Here is an 18,221-nt window from a genome sequence, read left to right on the forward strand (position 1 = left end):
ATTTTGGAGTCAATCTCATGAAACTTTCTGTTCTTAGTTTATTAGCTGTATCCACCCTTAGTTTAATCGCTATTCCTGCTTTCGCTGACCAAGCCAATGTCCAAACCTCAGGACAAGTTAGTACCCAAGTTGGTGATAATAATACCTCTTCTCAACGCACTACTCAATCCAACCTTGATAGTCGTCGAGGACGGGGTGAAAATACAGGCAATGCTCAAGATAGTTATCAAGATTCCCTACAGGAAGGTAATGGTAATAATAGTTCTCAAGTAAGCAATCAACGTAATGTTGTTCGTAACGGTCGTCGTTAATTCTTGTTCTGACAAGTTAGTTTAATTCTTTCACTTGTTTTTGTTTCTTTAATCAACTTTTCTTAGCTTATTTTGGAGTCAATCTCATGAAACTTTCTGTTCTTAGTTTATTAGCTGTATCCACCCTTAGTTTAATCGCTGTTCCTGCTTTCGCTGACCAAGCCAATGTCCAAACCTCAGGACAAATTAGTACCCAAGTTGGTGATAATAATACCTCTTCTCAACGCACCACTCAATCCAACCTTGATAGTCGTCGAGGACGGGGTGAAAATACAGGCAATGCTCAAGATAGTTATCAAGATTCCCTACAGGAAGGTAATGGTAATAATAGTTCTCAAGTAACTAATCAACGTAATGTTGTTCGTAATGGTCGTCGTTAATTCTTGTTCTGACAAGTTAGTTTAATTCTTTCACTTGTTTTTGTTTCTTTAATCAACTTTTCTTAGCTTATTTTGGAGTCAATCTCATGAAACTTTCTGTTCTTAGTTTATTAGCTGTATCCACCCTTAGTTTAATCGCTGTTCCTGCTTTCGCTGACCAAGCCAATGTCCAAACCTCAGGACAAGTTAGTACCCAAGTTGGTGATAATAATACCTCTTCTCAACGCACTACTCAATCCAACCTTGATAGTCGTCGAGGACGGGGTGAAAATACAGGCAATGCTCAAGATAGTTATCAAGATTCCCTACAGGAAGGTAATGGTAATAATAGTTCTCAAGTAACTAATCAACGTAATGTTGTTCGTAACGGTCGTCGTTAATTATTCTCTTTAATAAAAGGAACAGTCAATAAGTTTTATAGGAAAAAAACTCTCTGTTGACTGTTCTATTTCTTCCTAAAGAGACTTCTGCTTAAACCAATTTCTGCAACTCTAATTCCTAACCAATTTTTACTATGTGGTGTCAGAGAAATGAAATGCAAAAACCTAATGTTTATAATCACTCTTCTTATCTTTTGTTTTCCGACTATTGCTCAAACTAAACCAATTAAAGTGCAAGCAGGAAATGTCAGAATTATTAGAGGAGAAGATAGACAAATTCAAGTCGATACAGGAAATATTCGTATGAGTGTTCCTTCACAACCAAGAGAACCCCGAATAGAAGATGATTACTTTATCCCATCAAATTCACAACAAACCCTTCAAAATTCTCATTGTGGTACAAGAAGTGTTCAATCAAGTCACCAGACTAATATTAATGGGTCTAGACGAACAGTAACACAAACGAATATTTCAAACAATATCTGTCAGTAATTCACTTAGGAGATTAACTATGAAAGTCCCTCATTTAAGCGTCGGTTTATTGTCAATTGCTAGTTTGATAACCATTCCATTTTTAGTTCCTCAATCTGCTTTTGCACAATGCGTACAATCTCATACAGGGGTTCAGTTAAATATGGGAAAATCACCAGCAGAACAAACCCATAATACTCAATTTGATAATCAAGGAAGTTGTACAGGTAATGTGAATTCGAGTACAGCGACTCAGGTTAACTTAGGTGGTAACAACCCACGTCAACATCAAGAAGTTCGTCAGGAAACTCGTGGGGGTCGTGGTAATCCTTCTGGAGTCAATGGACCGACAGTAAGTGTTGATGTGGTGACTCCAGTTAATGTTCAGACTCCTGAAAATTTTCCCTATTAATCTGCACTCAAAAACATGAGAAAAGGGATTGTAGATTTGAAATTGAGTCATGTTTTGAAATAGAAGAAACTTGTCTGGTTTTAATCTGCAATTTCTTGCTTATATTTAAACTTATTAGATAAATTCTTACGGAGAAGATGGTCATGAAACATAGAAACTTTATTTTTTTTTCTTGTTTAGTTCTTTTGGGAACAACTATGATTAGTATAGGAAATCACAAAATTAGCAATAATAATTCTTTTGCTCAATCTTATCAAGAACAGCAAACATCGGTTAATCTTAGCTTATCTGATTTAGATAGTCCTTGTATTCTCAGTATTAGTTCTTCACCATCTGAAACTCAATTAACAGGTGAAATATCTCTTAATGGTCAACTGATAAAAAGTTTTACAGGTCATAATAATGAGATTAATCTATCTCCTTATTTAATGTCAGGTCAGCAAATAATTTCCATTTCAGGTCACTATACTCCTAGTCATTCTTCAGTCAAAATTGAACTAACAGGAAACAGCACTCATATTAGTCAAGAAACAGGAGGAAGTGGACAAATTAAGCAACAGTTAATTTTTAACATTCAATAATCAATTTGGGGAGATTGACTCATGAAAAATACAATTAATTTCTTAGGATTAGCATCCGTTGGATTGTTAGGTTTTACCCATTTTCCAGTCAACGCACAGATTCCTCAAACAGAAATTCAGTCAGTTGTCCTTGGAGGAGAATTTAACGAAATTTCTCAACAAATCAATCAGTATCTGAACCTAAACTTTGTTTATTTTCCTCAGGTGCAACAATCAGTAATTTCCATTCCTAATCTTAATATTCAACAAACTTTTTTAGATAATCCTAATAATCAATTTATTCAAGAAAAAAATCAAAATTTTTTAGAATTTCCTTTAAGAGAAACCAGTTTAGTTAGTTTCGATCTCAATGATTTTTTGAACAATGATAATACTTTAACTGGTAAACAATTTATTACTCAAGAAGTCTTTGTCGAAGGAAATAGTAATATAATTACCCAAAAAAGTAGCCAAACATTAACGGATTTTTTCTGGTTGGACGAATCAAGTGGCATAACCGAAGACGACAATTTACTTCAATTTTTAGATAAACTGTTAGCTAGTCAAGCATTAGATTCCTTGCAATTTGGCTTACAAGATACCTTTGTTTTTGGCAACGATAATCAGGTTTCTCAACTAATTGATCAAACTTTTGAAAGTTTTATTTTTACACCCTATGATTTTGATTCTTGGTTTAATAATAATCTCACCAATCAAGACATAGGATTAGATCCCGTTCAATTCACTGTTCAAAATACCTCAATTATTGAAGATTCATTAACTCCTGTCAGCCAAAATAATCTAATTTCTCAAACCCTCAACCAAGTTATTAGTGGAATCTCTTTTATTAATCCCACTACGTTATCCCAAAATCAGGGTTTTGTTGATCCAAATAATAACTTATTAGCAGGAGCAAATAGCTCAGTAAATTTTGATATCAATGATTTTATTGATGGAATTTTAAAGAACACCAATATCGAAGTTACTCAAAAGAATCAGCAAAGCATTACAATCTCAGGAGATCAAAATACAAGCACACAAGAAAATGAACAAGTTTCAGCCGTTAGCGTCCCTGAACCCAGCATTGTCAGCATGATGGTAGTATTAGGTATTATGATTGGAATAGAATGGTTTTATGAGAAGAATTAAACATAGGTTGTAATGATCAATGATAATCCCTAGATAAGTTGAAAACTGACATTTACCCTTCATAGTATGGTAGAAAAGTCAGTGATTAGTCTAATTGAAAGACAAAAAAGCTAATTTAGTGATCATTCAGCCTCAAAAATTTTCCTTCATCAAACCCCAGCCTCCAATTTATTTTACTTAACCCTTAACCTCAAATCTAATCTTCACTTTATCTGATTGTCAGTGGGTACTCTAAACAAAACGATCATGAAAACATAAGTCCCATAATTAAGCCATGCCTCCCATTAGTCTTGGAACCAGTCACTCGAAATTGGCCTTAGAAACAGGTCAAGCTAAGTTATGGATTTTCTTAATTGGTGTTAACGAATATCAGGACTTGAATCTACCGAAACTGAGTTATCCAGCAGTTGATTGTCAAGGGTTAAGTGAGTCTTTAATTGAAGCTACCCAAGCTTTTCCACAAAAAAATATTACAATTTATCACGATTTTTCTGAACAAAAGCCCATTCTTGCCAATGTTAAAAGCAGTTTAGAAAATATTGTTACCTCAGCCCAAACCCAAGATACCATTCTTTTCTATTTTTCGGGTCATGGGTTATTAGACACCCCAAGTCAACAAACTGTTCTCTGTTTAGCCGATACACAAACCGAAAACCTTCTGAAGACAGGTCTAGTTCTACAAACATTACTCACAATGTTGAGTCGATGTTTGGCTCATTGTCAAGTGATTTGGCTAGATGCTTGCCACTGCGGAAATATGACTTTAAGGGGTGCTAAAGGAGCAACTCAACAACCCCTCTGGGATGACCCCACAACTCAATTATTGGACACTCTACGCCAAAGGGCTGCCAAAAGTAAAGGCTTTTATGCCTTACTTTCCTGTGACCAAGGACAGAAATCTTGGGAGTTTCCCGACTTAGGACACGGAGTCTTTAGTTACTTTCTGATGCGGGGTTTACGGGGTGAAGCGGCTGATATTACAGGGGTGATTAAAGCGGATCAACTTTATCAATACGTTTATAATCAAACCCTCAACTATATTGATAAGATTAATCAACAATTACGGTTAATTAACCAACAAAGACGGTATCGAGGAGACGCTCAAATTTATTCTGAATATTCCCTACAAACACCCAAACGCATTGTGGAGGGAGTTGGAGAACTGATTTTAGGGGTGAAATCTCCTAGTGCATCTCCCAATTATCAGCGTTATGGGTTAATAATAGGAGGCTTAAACGAAAATAAGACGATTCAAGCTTTAGAGGAAGTGTTAGCCAAAGAAGGGCAGTTTTCGACGACATTCCTTTCTTCAGTGGGAAAGCAAGAGTTAGAAGTACGAGAAGAGATTCAATCTTTCTTGCAACTTAGCTTTTTGTCAGAAGCGGATAGAACAACCCTTTCCTCTTCAGATACTTTATTGATTTATCTGCGAGGACGGCCTCAAGTTGAAGCAACAGGAGACTCCTATTGGGTCTTAGAAAATGGCACTAAACTAAGTCGTTCTTGGTTAAGACAGGAATTACGTCGTTCCCATGTAGCCCAACAGATTATTATTTTAGATGGTCAGGGAACCGGCTTGCTTGAAGAATGGATCGAAGAACTACAATTAGGCTTAGATCACGGACAATGTTTATTAGGGGCCCTCAACCCTAACGAAGAACCCAATTTATTTGCTGAACTCCTCCTCGATTCCCTGGTAGTCGCTAATCCCCAAACAGGATTATCAGGCGCTCAATGGCTAAGTTTATTGCAGCAAAACTGCGATCAACTCTATCTACCGTTTTCAGCTTGGCTTTCGGGAATACAAGGAGTCATTGATATTTTGCCTGGGAAAAATCACGAAGATTTAGCTTCAAAGCCCAAAATTGAACAAAATACTGTTACCTTTTCTCCTTACCCACCGTCTAATCCAGTTTCAGAGGTTGCCCAAGAAGAAGTCGCTATCACCCCTACCGTCCCTATTGACCATATTGTTAAGCCAACAGAAAAGCCCCTCATCAAGTCTGACCCTGACCCCATCTCTTCAGAAGAATACGCCACAGTATCAGCATTTTTAACCGAATTGGTAGGACCGATCGCTTTGCCTTTGTTACAGTCAGCTTTAGAAGAAACCAACAATAGAAAAGAGCTACTAGAAACCCTAGCACAATACCTCTCTTCTGCTCAAAAAATCCAATTTGACCAATGGGCGATCGCTATGTTTCAAGATAACAACAAAATCGACTCTCCCCCGCTCTCAGTTTCAGTTGAGCAACCGAAAGAACCATCACCCCAGACCAAAGAGGCAATCACCCCCTTGATCTCACCCGAACAATACAGTCAACTAGAATCGATTCTTAAAGCCATCATTGGACCTATCGCCCCTACCTTGTTAGCTCAAACAGCCCCACAAGTTCAACAGTTTGATGAATTAATTGCCAGTCTCAAAGATTACTTAAACCCCATTGAACAGACTGAGTTTGAACAACAGCTAGTCTTAGTGTTTGGCAAAATGGAACCCCTAAAAACACCCGTTATTTCAGAGGAGCTACCATTACTAAAACCAACCTATCAAAATTTAGATGAAACCTTGATTTCCGACTGTGAAAAAGCTTTAACCGAAATAATTGGCCCAGTTGCTCACTTTATTATTCAAACGACCCTAGAAGATTGTCCAGAGATGTCTCGAACTGAATTTATTGAGGTGATCGCTGCCAATATTTCCGATCCCCAAAAATCCGTTAAATTTCGTCAACAGTGGATCACTTGATTAGCAGATTAAAGTTTAAACTAGGAGTGAGATATAGTAAATTTAGAATAAAAAAGTCAAACAGATGAGCTATGCAAAAACGTGCGACTATTCTGGAGATTTTTTCCACTTTTTTACAGTTTGAGAGTGACTGGATCAGTCATTGGATAGTCGATGCCAAACTGCAACGGAGTATGCAGCAATCTTTGTCCCAATCCTTACAGTCTGAATATTCTAACCATTTTTGGGCATTTTACTGGCATAAAGTTTGGAAAACTCAAAAAAGCCCCCTAGCGTCCGCTCATCTTTGCGCCTATCTTCAGGAAGCAAGTTACTGGACAGCAAAAAAAATGGCTATGAACTTTTCAAGTAACCTGTCTGTAATGGACTTGTTTCAAATTGCTTTGCTCAAAATTGAGAAAATTTTTGACAAATTCAATCCCCAACAGGGAACAAACCTTGAACAATATGCCAGTCTGGTTTTTAGGAGTATCATTAAGGACGAATTACGTCGACGACGTGAAGTTGATCTCTGTACTAATTGGGCTTTATTGCATAAGCTAAGCCAAACCAAACTCGTTGAATCCCTTGATTTTCAAGGACTTAAACCAGAAGCGATCGCAGACTATGTCTTAGCTTGGAAATGTTTTAAAACCCTTTATGCCCCCAGCGAAGGCCAAACCACCCGCAAGATGACTGAACCTGACGGGACTATGTGGTCAGAAATTTGTCAATTTTATAACAAACAGAGCTTAAAAAAATCATTAGAACCCGATATCCTCAAAAAAAGACTAGAAACTTGTGCAAAAGCAGCGCGGGCTTATTTATACCCCAAATTTGTCTCCGTTGATGCCCCAAAGCCAGGACAAGAAGAAAAAACTTTACTCGATAGCCTATCGGCCGACGTTCAATATTCAGTCGAAAGCGAAATCATTGCCCAAGAAGAAGAAGAAAGTAGACAACAAGAGAGAAAAAAAATTAACGCCGTTTTATTGAGAGCCTTAATTAAATTTGATGTTCAATCTCAAAGATTATTACAAATGTATTACGGACAAGGACTCACACAACAAGAGATTGCTCAACAGTTAGAGATCAAACAGTACACTGTTTCTCGTCGTCTCGCCAGTCACAGAAAAACCTTAATCGTCACCCTAGCAAAATGGACTCAGAACACCCTGCATTATTCTCTCGATGCAGACGTATTAAATAAAATAAACATAATTTTGGAGGAGTGGTTAAAAGTTCATTACCGTCACCCCGACCTTAACGCAAGAGAAGTAGAGTGAGCCAAATGACTGCTAATTTAATTGTTTTCCCTGATTTTGACCCTAACCAATTCTATCTAGAACTATCTGAAGACACCCTAGAAGGCAGTTGGCAGCAGATTGACAGATATTCCTCCCTGAGTCGTCGCTGGCAAGCTTACCTCCACCAAGTTGCCCTCACTAGCTTTCTCAATTGGCTACAAGAAGAACAATCTATCAAAGCTAAGGTCTGGCCCAACCGTTCAGCGTTGCCCAGTTTTTTGGAAGTGGTGGACGGAACAGCTATCGAGTTTGATGGCGTACGGCTGTTATTGCTGGTTACAGATAGCTTAGATGTGGATGAAATGAGGGTTCCCCAAGAGTGGGTCGATATTCCTAGTTGGGTTGCGGATTATTATCTTGCTGTCCAAATTAATCCCGATGACGGTTATCTTAGGGTTTTCGGGTATACAACTCATCAGCAGTTGAAAACGAAGGGAACCTATGATGGAAGCGATCGCGTTTATTATCTGTCGGAGAACGATCTAATTGCCGACCTTGATCTCCTCTGGATCACCCGTCAATTGTGTCCCAACGAAATCCTACAAGAACCTATTGTTTCCTTACCCCCGTTACCTTTAGTCCACGCAGAAAACCTTTTAATTCGTCTAGGGCAATCATCAGTTCCCGTCCCTCGCTTAGAAATTCCCTTTGTATTATGGGGGTCACTGCTCGAACACGATGGTTGGCGACGGCAACTGTATGAAAAACGGATCGGCCTAACAGAACAATGGTCCGTCGTACAATGGCTTGAAACAGAGATATCACAGGTAGCCCAAGGGTTAGGATGGAATAGAACCCAATGGCAACCTAGTTTAGTGGCTGCTAGAGGTGAAAGTTTAGGATCTTCAATTGTTTTGTCTCGTCAGTTAGTTATTAAAGAACAACCCTATGAGTTACGGATTGTACCAAAAGGACTCCCAGAACAAAGAATTTGGCGTTTTGAGTTGTGGAGTTCGTGTCCGAGTCATTATATTCCTAGGGGGATGAAATTGAGACTTCTGACAGAAGATTTACAGTCTTTTGACAATAATGAGGATATTGCTCTTAATAATGTTGATTTATTGTTTGTCGAAGTTTCTTTAGGTTCTGGGGAAGGGTTGATCTGGGAAATTGAACCCTTCCCCGACAACTATGAGCGAGAAATTCTGCGATTTTAGATAGCTCATTTCAATGATGGGTAGTGTTGCAAAAACAGACGGCTTACGGGGGAACAAGTTTGTCAAAAGACTTGTTTTAAAAAGTGTTCAAAGGTTTATTCCCCTAATGTTGTTACCCAGACTTTCTTTGGCTTATTTAAAACTAAATTAATTTGTGTAAAAGCTTCATAGGGTAAGCTTTTAGCTAGTTCGTCTATACAGATAGGAGTAGTTATTTCTTCTTTTTCTAGAGTCACTTTTCTATTTCTGGCTATTCCTCCTAAATACTTCAATTTTTGGCTTTCCAATTCCTTTAAAAACGACGTATTATTACCATATCCTGAATCAATAATAACAATTCCTGGACAAGGATGGGGTATTCTGACCAACATTAGGATAAAAAACCTTGTGAACTGATAATTATCGTCCCAGACTAGACAAGCTACCTAAACTTTCCCCTTGTAGTTATGGGTAGCTTATGCTTATAATCCATACAATTACAACGAATTATCTTTTATCAGTTCGTGATAACTATCTGTTTTTATATTTGAATGCACATCGCTTGGCTTGGGAAAAAATCCCCTTTCTGTGGAAATGTAACCTATGGTCGGGAAATTACAAACGCCCTTCTAGACCGAGGTTATCAAGTTAGTTTTCTTCATTTTTCGCAAGAAGAGACAAACTCGACCCATTGGCGAGACTGTCGGGAAGTTGCCTTACCTTTTCTGTATAAATCGCAAATTTATACTATCCCAACCCCGAAATCCAGTAAGATTTTAATGGATGCTTTGGCTAAACTTAAACCGGATCTTGTTCATGCGTCCTTAACTCTATCCCCCCTTGACTTTCGACTGCCAGAAATTTGTCAGGCGTTAAATTTGCCCCTCATAGCTACGTTTCATCCCCCGTTTGACAGTAAATTACGCAATTTGAAGTCAAGCACTCAATTTTTAACCTATCAGCTATATGCGCCGTTTTTAGCCCATTACGATAAAGTGATTATTTTCTCCCGACTGCAACAAGAATTATTGATGAAATTGGGAGTTCATGAAGATAAACTAGCTATTATTCCCAACGGCGTTGACCCCATTAAATATTCTCCTGGACAATCATCTATCAAATCCCAAATCAAAGCGAAACGGTTATTTGTTTATGTGGGGCGTATTGCCACAGAAAAGAATGTAGAAGCCTTATTAAAGGCTTGGAAACAAGTAGGGATGGGAAATGAGAGTAAATTGTTAATTGTCGGTGATGGACCCCTTAAACCTTCCTTAGAACCCTTTTATGGTAGAGAACATGGGATCTATTGGTTAGGGTTTGTGGCCGATGAACAAAAACGTATTGATATTTTACGGGCTGCTGATGTATTTATTTTGCCTTCGTTAGTTGAAGGGTTATCTTTATCTTTATTAGAAGCCATGGCCTGTGGTGTAGCTTGCATGGCCACGGATGCTGGGGCCGATGGCGAAGTCTTAGAAGATGGGGCTGGCGTGGTGTTAAATACTCAGGGTGTCACCACACAGTTAAAAACTCTGTTACCTTTATTTCGAGATCATAGCGAAATTACCCTTTTGTTAGGACAAAAAGCCAGACAAAGAGTTTTAGATAAATATTCTTTGACTAATAATATTTCTCAAGTAGAAAAAGTTTACGAAGAAATTTTAGGAAGACCCAATATTTCTATGATGAGTCACTTGTCTTAAAATTTTTATTATCATTAATGGTTAGTTTAATTTCTACTTCAGTAATTTGTTCTGATAATTCTGGAGCAATGTCTCGGAGATAATCTTTAGCTTCTTGAAGACAATCAAATCTAGCTTGAATGGTTGATGAACTTTTTGAGTTAACCGTTGGCTTTTTAACGTTGCTTTTTTTAAGATCAACTTCTGCTATTTTTTCGACTTGAGAATTGTCAGCATTAACTTGTTCAACAATTAATTTTTCTTGTTGTAGAGGGACAAAAGCAACTTTTGTTTCAGTTTCTTTGCGAACAACGACCTCTCCAACTTTCTCTTGTTCTCGTTCTACTTTTAAACGTTCTTGTAATAATTTAATCTGTTCTTCGTTATTATCAGAATTATGATTAGACAATGGAGATTCCATGATTTTTTCCTAAGATAGAACCTAAAAAATAAGGAGAAAGCATTATCTCCCTTGATAATCAAGAATAGATCAAATGCTTTCTCTGCTAACGGAATTTAATTTTATCGCTTATGCTCAACGGTAGGTCTTCCTTCCACGTCAAGATCAAGTTTTTCTCGACGTAATTTTTCTTCAGCCGTAACCACATCTCGATCAACTTCTTTTCTGACAGAAACTTCTTCACTGACAAAAGCTTCTTTCTCAATATGAGCGGTTTCTTCGTGGATTTCTAAACGAGCTACTTCTTCTCGGTTAAAGTCAGTTTCGTGAGGAGAAACAGGTTTTTCTGGGTGGGCTGGAGTACGACGCTCAACCACTACCCGTTCATTTTCTACTGGTACAGAAGCCTCGGCTCTTTGTGTTTCAATGGTTTTTCCGACAGCCACTTCCCCGACTTTTTGACGATTTTTGTCAGCAATTAATCGTTCTTCATAAAGCTTGATAATTCCGTGATCTTCTTCTCGAAGACCAAATAGATCATGATCGTGGTCATAACTATATTCATTATGTCCACTGGGTGTATAAGGTCTTTCAGGAACACGATAAATATTTCTTACTCTCTCTTCATAATCATAATCTACCGTGGTATTTTCATCATATCTCGGTAATTCTTTAACCCGTTCTTCAGTTAAGTTTGAAGCATAAACACGGCCTTTCGTGTAATCAATTCGACACAAACCAATAGGTAATAAGACTTTTTTGCCAAAAATCCAAAATCCTGTATCGATAACGAAATAACGCAAGCGACCTGATTCATCTACTAAAATATCTTGCACTGAACCCACTCTATTTCCGTCAGAATTAGTGTATAAGTCATAACTGTGCAACGGGTTTCCGTCTAAAATACTATCCTCATAGTTAGGATTGTAGTCTTTTATTTTTATGAGAGCCATATATAGTTTCCTTTCAATTAATATTCATCTACTTATCATCTTATACATGAAAATATTTTCTCACCTCTATCTTATGACCCAGTTATCAAATAAGTTTCACTAATTATCAACCTGATAGTTTATTGGTTTATTCCATTAGTAGTAGTTGAGCTAAAATCACTATGCAACTTTAGATTCATTATAAATAGAATAAGCTTTTTAGAGAGAATAAGTTAAGCTGTTGATTCTGTATTATGCTCATATTTTTTACTTTTGGTGAAGTTAGCTAGTAAAGATAAGTATTCTACCTCTAAGCAATAGAATTTTATTTTGAGTCCAATTGTTTTAAAATTCACTCTCTAGGTTTCAATTACTAAGTTTTCTTGTCTGACTAAAAGAGGTCAGTTATAAATATTTAATACAGACGAACCTTCCTAGGTTTGAGAAAACGATAAAATGTAGGGCTGTAATGATAGGATAACAAAGGCAAGGAATTAGTATAAATATATGGCAGAAACTTTATTATTTAATGCCCTGCGTCAAGCCATTGATGAAGAAATGGGACGAGACGACACAGTATTTGTCTTAGGGGAAGATGTTGGTCACTATGGCGGTTCCTACAAAGTAACCAAGGATCTTTACAAAAAATACGGAGACCTACGAGTTCTCGATACACCGATCGCAGAAAACAGCTTTACAGGAATGGCCGTGGGGGCTGCCATGAGTGGGTTACGGCCGATTATTGAAGGGATGAATATGGGCTTCTTATTATTAGCCTTTAACCAAATTGCCAACAACGCCGGAATGTTACGTTATACATCTGGGGGAAACTTCAAAATTCCTATGGTTATTCGTGGGCCAGGAGGAGTAGGAAGACAGTTAGGAGCCGAACATTCCCAACGGTTAGAAGCTTATTTTCATGCAGTTCCTGGCTTAAAAATTGTGGCTTGTTCAACCCCTTATAATGCCAAAGGACTCCTCAAGGCAGCCATTCGGGATGAAAACCCCGTCCTCTTCTTTGAACACGTTTTACTCTACAACCTCAAAGAAAGCCTACCCGATAATGAATATATTGTCCCCCTAGACAAGGCTGAAATTGTCAGAAAAGGGAAAGATGTCACTATTCTTACCTATTCGAGAATGCGTCATCATTGTTTACAGGCCCTCAAACAAATTGAAGAACAAGGTTATGATCCCGAAATTATTGATTTAATTTCCCTGAAACCCTTCGACTTACAAACCATTGGCGATTCAATACGCAAAACTCACCGAGTCATCATTGTTGAAGAATGTATGAAAACTGGTGGGATCGCAGCCGAATTAATTGCTTTAATTAATGATAACTTTTTCGATGAATTAGATGCGCCGGTGGTTCGTTTATCCTCTCAAGATATTCCTACCCCTTACAATGGAATGTTAGAAAGATTGACCATTGTACAACCCCCCCAAATTTCTGAAGCAGTGGATAAGTTAATGACTCTGCATATCTAGTTAGCAGTTATACTGTCTCTCAGTCCCAAACCCTTACAGAAGACTCCAGCATGAAACAACGACGTTTGTTGATCGGTTTTATTATCGCCCTGGTGATTGGTGCGATCGCCCTCCTCAATACTATCCCGTTGCAACTCGGTTTAGACTTGAGGGGTGGGGCCCAATTAACCATTCAACTCCAACCCACCGAAGACGTTCAAACCATCTCCGAAGAAGACTTAGAAGCAGCTAAAACGGTTCTACAAAACCGAGTTGATGGTTTAGGTGTAGCTGAACCTATTGTCCAAACCCTCGGACAAGATAAAATTGTGGTGCAGTTACCAGGAGTCACCGATCCCGAACAAGCAGAACGGGTATTAGGAGGAACGGCACAATTAGAGTTCCGTCAACAACGTCAAGGGACTGAAGGGCAATTACAGGCTGAATTTACCATTAGACAGCAAAAAGAGGCAGAATTAGAAGCCCTAAAACAAGGGGAACCTACCTCCGAAGAAGAACAACAGATTGCTGAGTTAACGGAGTCTATAGAAGAATCAAATCAAGCTCTTTTAGACCTGTTTGAGTCGGTAGGATTATCTGGTAAAAACCTGGATAATGCGCGTTACGGCCCCACCCAAGGGACAGAATGGGAAGTTATTATCGATTTTGATAACGAAGGGGGTCAAAAGTTCGCAGAATTAACGAAAAATATCGCCGGAACTGGTCGCAGTATCGGTATCTTTTTGGATGATGTGTTAATTAGTGCGCCAGTGGTAGGCCCTCAATTTGCTGCTGCTGGTATCACTGGCGGAAGTGCGGTGATTACAGGGAATTTCACCGCCGAAACCGCCAATGAATTAGCGGTACAGTTGCGCGGGGGTTCTTTACCATTTCCTGTGGAAGTAGTAGAAAATCGCACCGTTGGGGCAACTTTGGGACGGGATAGTATTCGACGCAGTATCTACGCTGCTGTGGCTGGTTTAATCTTAGTTTTAATCTTTATGGCGGTTTATTATCGTCTTCCTGGAGTTTTAGCGGATTTAGCTTTAGCTATCTATACACTGTTAACCTTGGCTTGTTATTCTTTGATTGGCGTTACTTTAACGCTTCCTGGTATTGCTGGTTTTATTCTCAGTATTGGTATGGCAGTGGATGCCAATGTTTTGATTTTTGAACGAACCCGTGAAGAGTTGAGAAGTGGCAAAACCTTATATAGTGGAGTAGAATCGGGATTTTATCGAGCATTTTCTAGCATTATCGATAGTAATGTTACGACTTTAATCGCCTGTGGTGCTTTATTCGGTTTGGGGTCTGGGTTGGTTAAAGGGTTTGCTTTAACGTTAGCCATTGGGGTATTAGTTAGTATGTTTACCGCTTTGACTTGTACTCGTACGTTCTTATTAGTGACAGTATTAGGACTGCCTAGTGTTCGTAAAAAACCAGAACTATTTTGTCCGAATTTACCCACAACCAGCAAATCTTAACCTAAATTATTGTTCTATTTAATTAAAGAAAATGCAACTCAATATAATGAAATGGGAGCGATTGTGGTGGTCTATTTCTGCCTTAATTATTGCAGGTGGAATCATTGCCATGATCATTTCTTATACTACTTTTAAAGCCCCATTAAGACCGGGTTTAGACTTTATTGGCGGAACTCGACTGCAATTACAGTTAGCTTGTGCGGTAGAAGGTACTTGTGAACAATCTATTGATGTTGGAGAAGTTCGAGAGATTTTAAACCAACAAGAATTAGGTAATAGTACCATTCAAGTTTTAGAAGGTAATATTCTCTCTATTCGTACTAAAAATTTAGATGTGGATGAAAGGAGTCAATTACAACAAGAATTAAATGAAAAAATCGGTGACTTTGACTCTGAAACAATTCAAATAGATACTGTTGGACCAACTATTGGTCAAGAATTATTTGAGTCAGGGGTTTTAGCGTTATTGGTTTCCTTTTTTGGCATTATTGTCTATCTTAGTGTTCGCTTTAAGTTTGATTATGCTTTTTTTGCTATCTTAGCTTTAGTCCATGATATTTTAGTAACTGCTGGTGTTTTTGCGGTTTTAGGATTAGTTGCTGGAGTAGAAGTTGATAGTTTATTTTTAGTGGCGTTACTAACAATTATTGGCTTTTCTGTTAATGATACTGTAGTTATTTATGATCGCATTCGAGAAAATACAGATCGCTATAGTGAAGAATTATCGATTAATGAAATTGTAGAAAATTCCGTTAATCAAACCCTTGGTCGTTCTATTAATACCACACTAACTACTTTATTACCGCTAATTGCTATTTTCTTATTCGGTGGTGAAACCCTTAAATTTTTTGCTTTAGCGTTAATTTTAGGGTTTATTGCTGGGTCTTATTCAAGTATTTTTATTGCGAGTACCTCATTAGCTTGGTGGCGTAATCGTCAAGGATTAGCTAAGGGTTAAACATAATAAACTCACATCTTTCGCCTGCGATTAAATTAGCTAGTTTAGGGAGGCAATAGGCAATAGGCAACAGGATCTATTTTGACTGTAACTGGTTAATAATTTATTAGTTTGTAATTTTGCTTCTAAATCTGATGATAGATTAAGTTTAATTGTCATAGTCGTCTAGTCGAGAATATTTTTATCTAATTATACTCAAAATGATTAAAATATTGCTTTATTACGCGATCGCGGTTTATATTTGTAACCAAACTTGATCTACAATTTACTAAACTTATTAATAATATATTCAGTTAAAATTATGTCAAACTCTCAACAACAGGTCTTAAAATCCATCCTTAAAACTTTTAAGTAGCAGCATAAATTAAAGCTTGTTGAATATCTTCGGGTTCTAATTCGGAAAATTCTTGTAAGAGTTCTTCTTGATTAGAATAAGTTGCTAATAGTTCAAGAACTCTACGAACTGTTAAGCGCAAATTTCAGATACAAGGTTGTCCGTTCATCCTATTTGGATTAATCGTAATTCTATTTAATTTCATTTTTGTTAGAATTGATAATAATATTTTTATGAAGAACAAATTATTTTTAGATTATATAGCCAGTTTAAATGAGTTGTGAAAATTTTCTGTTCCCCGTTCCCTGTTCACTGTTCCCTGTTTTCACAAGTATGTTCACGATTCAAATAGACTAGCTATACAATACACTATTCATTCTTTATATAGTGTTTTCATTTGAGTTGTAAACTATTTAGTTATGTAAGGCAGGAGGCAGGAGAAAGTTTTCACACTTCAATCGCCAAGTCTTAGTTAATAGTTAAACTTAAGTAGTAAGGTAGGCATTTCTCACTCTACGAGCTTAAAATTTTGTTAATATATAATCTTTGAGGTAATAGGTGTTGTGTGACATGAGTTATTATGAAAAACTCAAATAAAGAGAATACTAATATTTCATTAAATAAAGCTATTTCTAGTTTTAATTTACCGAGAATTAAAGAACTGATAGCCGAAGGAATTAATGTTAATCGAGTTGATAAAAATGATCCTTTTACTCCTTTATTACTTGCTATTAAGTTGAGGAGAAAAGATATTGTTGAGCTTTTAATTGATGCAGGTGCTGATTTACATAAATCTATGATCTTTGCAGACACTCCGTTAGGTTTTGCTGCTGCAAAAGGAAATACAGAAATTGTTAAATTATTACTCAACGCAGGTACAAATCCCAACAAGGGGATTTATGGTTCTCCTTTACATCGGGCTATAATTGGAGAACATAGTAATATTGTAGAAATAATAATTGAAGCAGGAGCAGATGTCAATCTTACTGATATGTATGGAATGACACCTTTAATTCATACAGCAGTAAATGGTAATTTGAATTTAACTAAGATTCTAGTTGATGCAGGGGCTAATGTTAATGCTCTTGAAAATACTGGAAGTACAGCTTTATTGAAAGTTGCTTATTGTGGTCAGGAAGAGATATTTAATTACTTATTTCCTCTGACTTCTGATATACAACAAAAACAAAAAGCACAAAAAATACTTCCTCTTAGTCTCCAAGAATATCCCCCAAGAAAAACAAAAAGAAATACTAATTTTCCTTTAATTGAAGCTATTTCCAATTTTGATTTACCGAAAATAAAAAAATTGATGTCCCAAGGAACTGACGTTAATCAATTTGATTGGGATGATGAACTAACTCCATTAATGCTCGCTATTGAAATAGAACGTTTAGATATCATTAAAATTTTACTCGACGCTCGTGTAAATTTATACGATTCAACCTACTTTGAAGATAATCCGTTAACCTTTGCTGTTGCACAAAATAATCTTGAAATTATTGAATTACTGCTTGAAGCAGGTGCCGATCCAGATCGAGGTGGAGAGTCTCCTCCTCTTTGTGAGGCGATTAGAATGGGATACATTGATATAGCGAAAACACTAATTAATTGGAATGCAAGTGTTGAAGCGTGTACTCCAAGTGCTATTACGCCTTTAATGATAGGAGCGGTAACAGGAAATATGGAAATTGTAGAGATTTTAGTAGAAGAAGGTGCAGATGTTAATGCGACTGATGAAAATGGAAATGTAGCTTTAAACAAGGCCGCTTATTTTGGTCATCAAGAAGTATTTGATTATTTATTTCCTCTTACTTCTGATCCCGAAGCAAAAGAATATGCTCAAAAAGAACTTGATCGTGCTATTCGACGTAAGAAAAATCTAGCTGCACGAGTTATTTTTGCGGTATCAAAAGGAAATATTCAGAAACTGCAAAAAGCAATAGATGACGGAGCAGATGTTAACGCCAAAGATAATAATGGAAAGACAGCTTTATCCTTAGCTAAAGAATTAGGAAATACTAAAATTATGAAACTACTAATTGAAGCAGGAGCAAAATAGAATTCTATTCCCTCTTCAAAATATTTAACTCTATCGAAGCTAAAAGATATGAGCTTACCAAAGCT

The 18,221-nt window shown here is 37.2% G+C and carries 18 protein-coding genes and 1 pseudogene; 15 read left to right on the forward strand and 4 right to left on the reverse strand.

The window, feature by feature from the left end:
• Positions 1 to 17 precede the first annotated feature (17 nt).
• From CY0110_RS09580 to CY0110_RS09625, 10 genes are all read left to right on the forward strand, one after another.
• Positions 18 to 311 carry a hypothetical protein gene (locus CY0110_RS09580; RefSeq protein ID WP_008275209.1) on the forward strand — a complete coding sequence of 98 codons (294 nt, stop codon included), beginning with the start codon at positions 18 to 20 and terminating at the stop codon, positions 309 to 311.
• A gap of 86 nt (positions 312 to 397) precedes the next feature.
• The gene (locus tag CY0110_RS09585) at positions 398 to 691 is read left to right on the forward strand and encodes a hypothetical protein (RefSeq protein ID WP_008275210.1); all 294 of its coding nucleotides are present in this window, start codon (positions 398 to 400) and stop codon (positions 689 to 691) included.
• A gap of 86 nt (positions 692 to 777) precedes the next feature.
• Positions 778 to 1,071 carry a hypothetical protein gene (locus tag CY0110_RS09590; protein WP_008275211.1) on the forward strand — a complete coding sequence of 98 codons (294 nt, stop codon included), beginning with the start codon at positions 778 to 780 and terminating at the stop codon, positions 1,069 to 1,071.
• A 168-nt stretch (positions 1,072 to 1,239) separates the two neighbouring features.
• Positions 1,240 to 1,563: a hypothetical protein gene (locus CY0110_RS09595; RefSeq protein ID WP_008275212.1), complete on the forward strand. Its 324-nt coding sequence runs from the start codon at positions 1,240 to 1,242 to the stop codon at positions 1,561 to 1,563.
• A 19-nt stretch (positions 1,564 to 1,582) separates the two neighbouring features.
• Positions 1,583 to 1,954, forward strand: a complete 372-nt coding sequence (locus tag CY0110_RS09600) for a hypothetical protein (RefSeq protein ID WP_008275213.1) — start codon at positions 1,583 to 1,585, stop codon at positions 1,952 to 1,954.
• A 143-nt stretch (positions 1,955 to 2,097) separates the two neighbouring features.
• The gene (locus tag CY0110_RS09605; RefSeq protein ID WP_008275214.1) at positions 2,098 to 2,535 is read left to right on the forward strand and encodes a hypothetical protein; all 438 of its coding nucleotides are present in this window, start codon (positions 2,098 to 2,100) and stop codon (positions 2,533 to 2,535) included.
• Between the two features lie 21 nt (positions 2,536 to 2,556).
• Complete coding sequence (locus tag CY0110_RS09610; protein WP_008275215.1) at positions 2,557 to 3,663, forward strand: hypothetical protein; 1,107 nt, start codon at positions 2,557 to 2,559, stop codon at positions 3,661 to 3,663.
• Between the two features lie 274 nt (positions 3,664 to 3,937).
• Positions 3,938 to 6,412 (forward strand): caspase family protein, encoded by a 2,475-nt coding sequence (locus CY0110_RS09615; protein WP_008275216.1) that lies wholly within the window; start codon positions 3,938 to 3,940, stop codon positions 6,410 to 6,412.
• A gap of 71 nt (positions 6,413 to 6,483) precedes the next feature.
• Positions 6,484 to 7,677: a sigma-70 family RNA polymerase sigma factor gene (locus CY0110_RS09620; protein ID WP_008275217.1), complete on the forward strand. Its 1,194-nt coding sequence runs from the start codon at positions 6,484 to 6,486 to the stop codon at positions 7,675 to 7,677.
• 5 nt (positions 7,678 to 7,682) lie between these two features.
• Positions 7,683 to 8,855, forward strand: a complete 1,173-nt coding sequence (locus tag CY0110_RS09625) for a DUF1822 family protein (protein WP_035799020.1) — start codon at positions 7,683 to 7,685, stop codon at positions 8,853 to 8,855.
• Between the two features lie 107 nt (positions 8,856 to 8,962).
• On the opposite strand, the pseudogene CY0110_RS09630 reads toward CY0110_RS09625, so the two are convergent.
• Positions 8,963 to 9,199 (reverse strand): annotated as a pseudogene (locus CY0110_RS09630) (IS701 family transposase); the annotation flags it as partial.
• A 186-nt stretch (positions 9,200 to 9,385) separates the two neighbouring features.
• Between CY0110_RS09630 and CY0110_RS09635 the strand changes: the two are divergent.
• On the forward strand, positions 9,386 to 10,537 hold the full coding sequence (locus tag CY0110_RS09635) for a glycosyltransferase family 4 protein (RefSeq protein WP_008275220.1): 1,152 nt from the start codon (positions 9,386 to 9,388) through the stop codon (positions 10,535 to 10,537).
• On the opposite strand, the gene CY0110_RS09640 is transcribed toward CY0110_RS09635, so the two are convergent.
• Together CY0110_RS09640 and CY0110_RS09645 are read right to left on the reverse strand one after the other, a co-directional pair.
• Entirely contained in the window at positions 10,515 to 10,937 is a 423-nt protein-coding gene (locus CY0110_RS09640) for a DUF2382 domain-containing protein (RefSeq protein WP_008275221.1), read from the reverse strand. The two genes, CY0110_RS09635 and CY0110_RS09640, sit on opposite strands and share 23 nt — an antisense overlap.
• 101 nt (positions 10,938 to 11,038) lie before the next feature.
• Positions 11,039 to 11,869, reverse strand: coding sequence for a DUF2382 domain-containing protein (locus tag CY0110_RS09645; protein WP_008275222.1), 831 nt, complete (start codon positions 11,867 to 11,869; stop codon positions 11,039 to 11,041).
• A 486-nt stretch (positions 11,870 to 12,355) separates the two neighbouring features.
• Between CY0110_RS09645 and CY0110_RS09650 the strand changes: the two genes are divergently transcribed.
• The 3 genes from CY0110_RS09650 to secF are packed head-to-tail and all read left to right on the forward strand — an operon-like array spanning position 12,356 to position 15,760.
• Positions 12,356 to 13,339, forward strand: coding sequence for an alpha-ketoacid dehydrogenase subunit beta (locus tag CY0110_RS09650; protein ID WP_008275223.1), 984 nt, complete (start codon positions 12,356 to 12,358; stop codon positions 13,337 to 13,339).
• Between the two features lie 50 nt (positions 13,340 to 13,389).
• Complete coding sequence (gene secD / locus CY0110_RS09655) at positions 13,390 to 14,802, forward strand: protein translocase subunit SecD (RefSeq protein ID WP_008275224.1); 1,413 nt, start codon at positions 13,390 to 13,392, stop codon at positions 14,800 to 14,802.
• Between the two features lie 31 nt (positions 14,803 to 14,833).
• Positions 14,834 to 15,760 carry a protein translocase subunit SecF gene (gene secF, locus CY0110_RS09660; RefSeq protein ID WP_035799024.1) on the forward strand — a complete coding sequence of 309 codons (927 nt, stop codon included), beginning with the start codon at positions 14,834 to 14,836 and terminating at the stop codon, positions 15,758 to 15,760.
• Between the two features lie 347 nt (positions 15,761 to 16,107).
• On the opposite strand, the gene CY0110_RS09665 is transcribed toward secF, so the two are convergent.
• Entirely contained in the window at positions 16,108 to 16,236 is a 129-nt protein-coding gene (locus CY0110_RS09665; RefSeq protein WP_008275226.1) for a DUF433 domain-containing protein, read from the reverse strand.
• Between the two features lie 438 nt (positions 16,237 to 16,674).
• Between CY0110_RS09665 and CY0110_RS09670 the strand changes: the two genes are divergently transcribed.
• Complete coding sequence (locus CY0110_RS09670; protein ID WP_008275227.1) at positions 16,675 to 18,156, forward strand: ankyrin repeat domain-containing protein; 1,482 nt, start codon at positions 16,675 to 16,677, stop codon at positions 18,154 to 18,156.
• The last annotated feature ends 65 nt before the right edge of the window (positions 18,157 to 18,221 follow it).

The organism is Crocosphaera chwakensis CCY0110 (genome assembly GCF_000169335.1).
Taxonomy (GTDB): Bacteria; Cyanobacteriota; Cyanobacteriia; order Cyanobacteriales; family Microcystaceae; genus Crocosphaera; species Crocosphaera chwakensis.

Coding starts and splice junctions, on each gene's coding strand:
- CY0110_RS09625 (WP_035799020.1), top strand. CDS start 7,683: ATGACTGCTAATTTAATTGTTTTCCCTGATTTTGACCCTAACCAATTC.
- CY0110_RS09585 (WP_008275210.1), top strand. CDS start 398: ATGAAACTTTCTGTTCTTAGTTTATTAGCTGTATCCACCCTTAGTTTA.
- CY0110_RS09645 (WP_008275222.1), bottom strand. CDS start 11,869: ATGGCTCTCATAAAAATAAAAGACTACAATCCTAACTATGAGGATAGT.
- CY0110_RS09635 (WP_008275220.1), top strand. CDS start 9,386: ATGCACATCGCTTGGCTTGGGAAAAAATCCCCTTTCTGTGGAAATGTA.
- CY0110_RS09605 (WP_008275214.1), top strand. CDS start 2,098: ATGAAACATAGAAACTTTATTTTTTTTTCTTGTTTAGTTCTTTTGGGA.
- CY0110_RS09640 (WP_008275221.1), bottom strand. CDS start 10,937: ATGGAATCTCCATTGTCTAATCATAATTCTGATAATAACGAAGAACAG.
- CY0110_RS09615 (WP_008275216.1), top strand. CDS start 3,938: ATGCCTCCCATTAGTCTTGGAACCAGTCACTCGAAATTGGCCTTAGAA.
- CY0110_RS09620 (WP_008275217.1), top strand. CDS start 6,484: ATGCAAAAACGTGCGACTATTCTGGAGATTTTTTCCACTTTTTTACAG.
- secF (WP_035799024.1), top strand. CDS start 14,834: ATGCAACTCAATATAATGAAATGGGAGCGATTGTGGTGGTCTATTTCT.
- CY0110_RS09670 (WP_008275227.1), top strand. CDS start 16,675: ATGAAAAACTCAAATAAAGAGAATACTAATATTTCATTAAATAAAGCT.
- CY0110_RS09650 (WP_008275223.1), top strand. CDS start 12,356: ATGGCAGAAACTTTATTATTTAATGCCCTGCGTCAAGCCATTGATGAA.
- CY0110_RS09590 (WP_008275211.1), top strand. CDS start 778: ATGAAACTTTCTGTTCTTAGTTTATTAGCTGTATCCACCCTTAGTTTA.
- CY0110_RS09610 (WP_008275215.1), top strand. CDS start 2,557: ATGAAAAATACAATTAATTTCTTAGGATTAGCATCCGTTGGATTGTTA.
- CY0110_RS09595 (WP_008275212.1), top strand. CDS start 1,240: ATGTTTATAATCACTCTTCTTATCTTTTGTTTTCCGACTATTGCTCAA.
- CY0110_RS09600 (WP_008275213.1), top strand. CDS start 1,583: ATGAAAGTCCCTCATTTAAGCGTCGGTTTATTGTCAATTGCTAGTTTG.
- CY0110_RS09580 (WP_008275209.1), top strand. CDS start 18: ATGAAACTTTCTGTTCTTAGTTTATTAGCTGTATCCACCCTTAGTTTA.
- secD (WP_008275224.1), top strand. CDS start 13,390: ATGAAACAACGACGTTTGTTGATCGGTTTTATTATCGCCCTGGTGATT.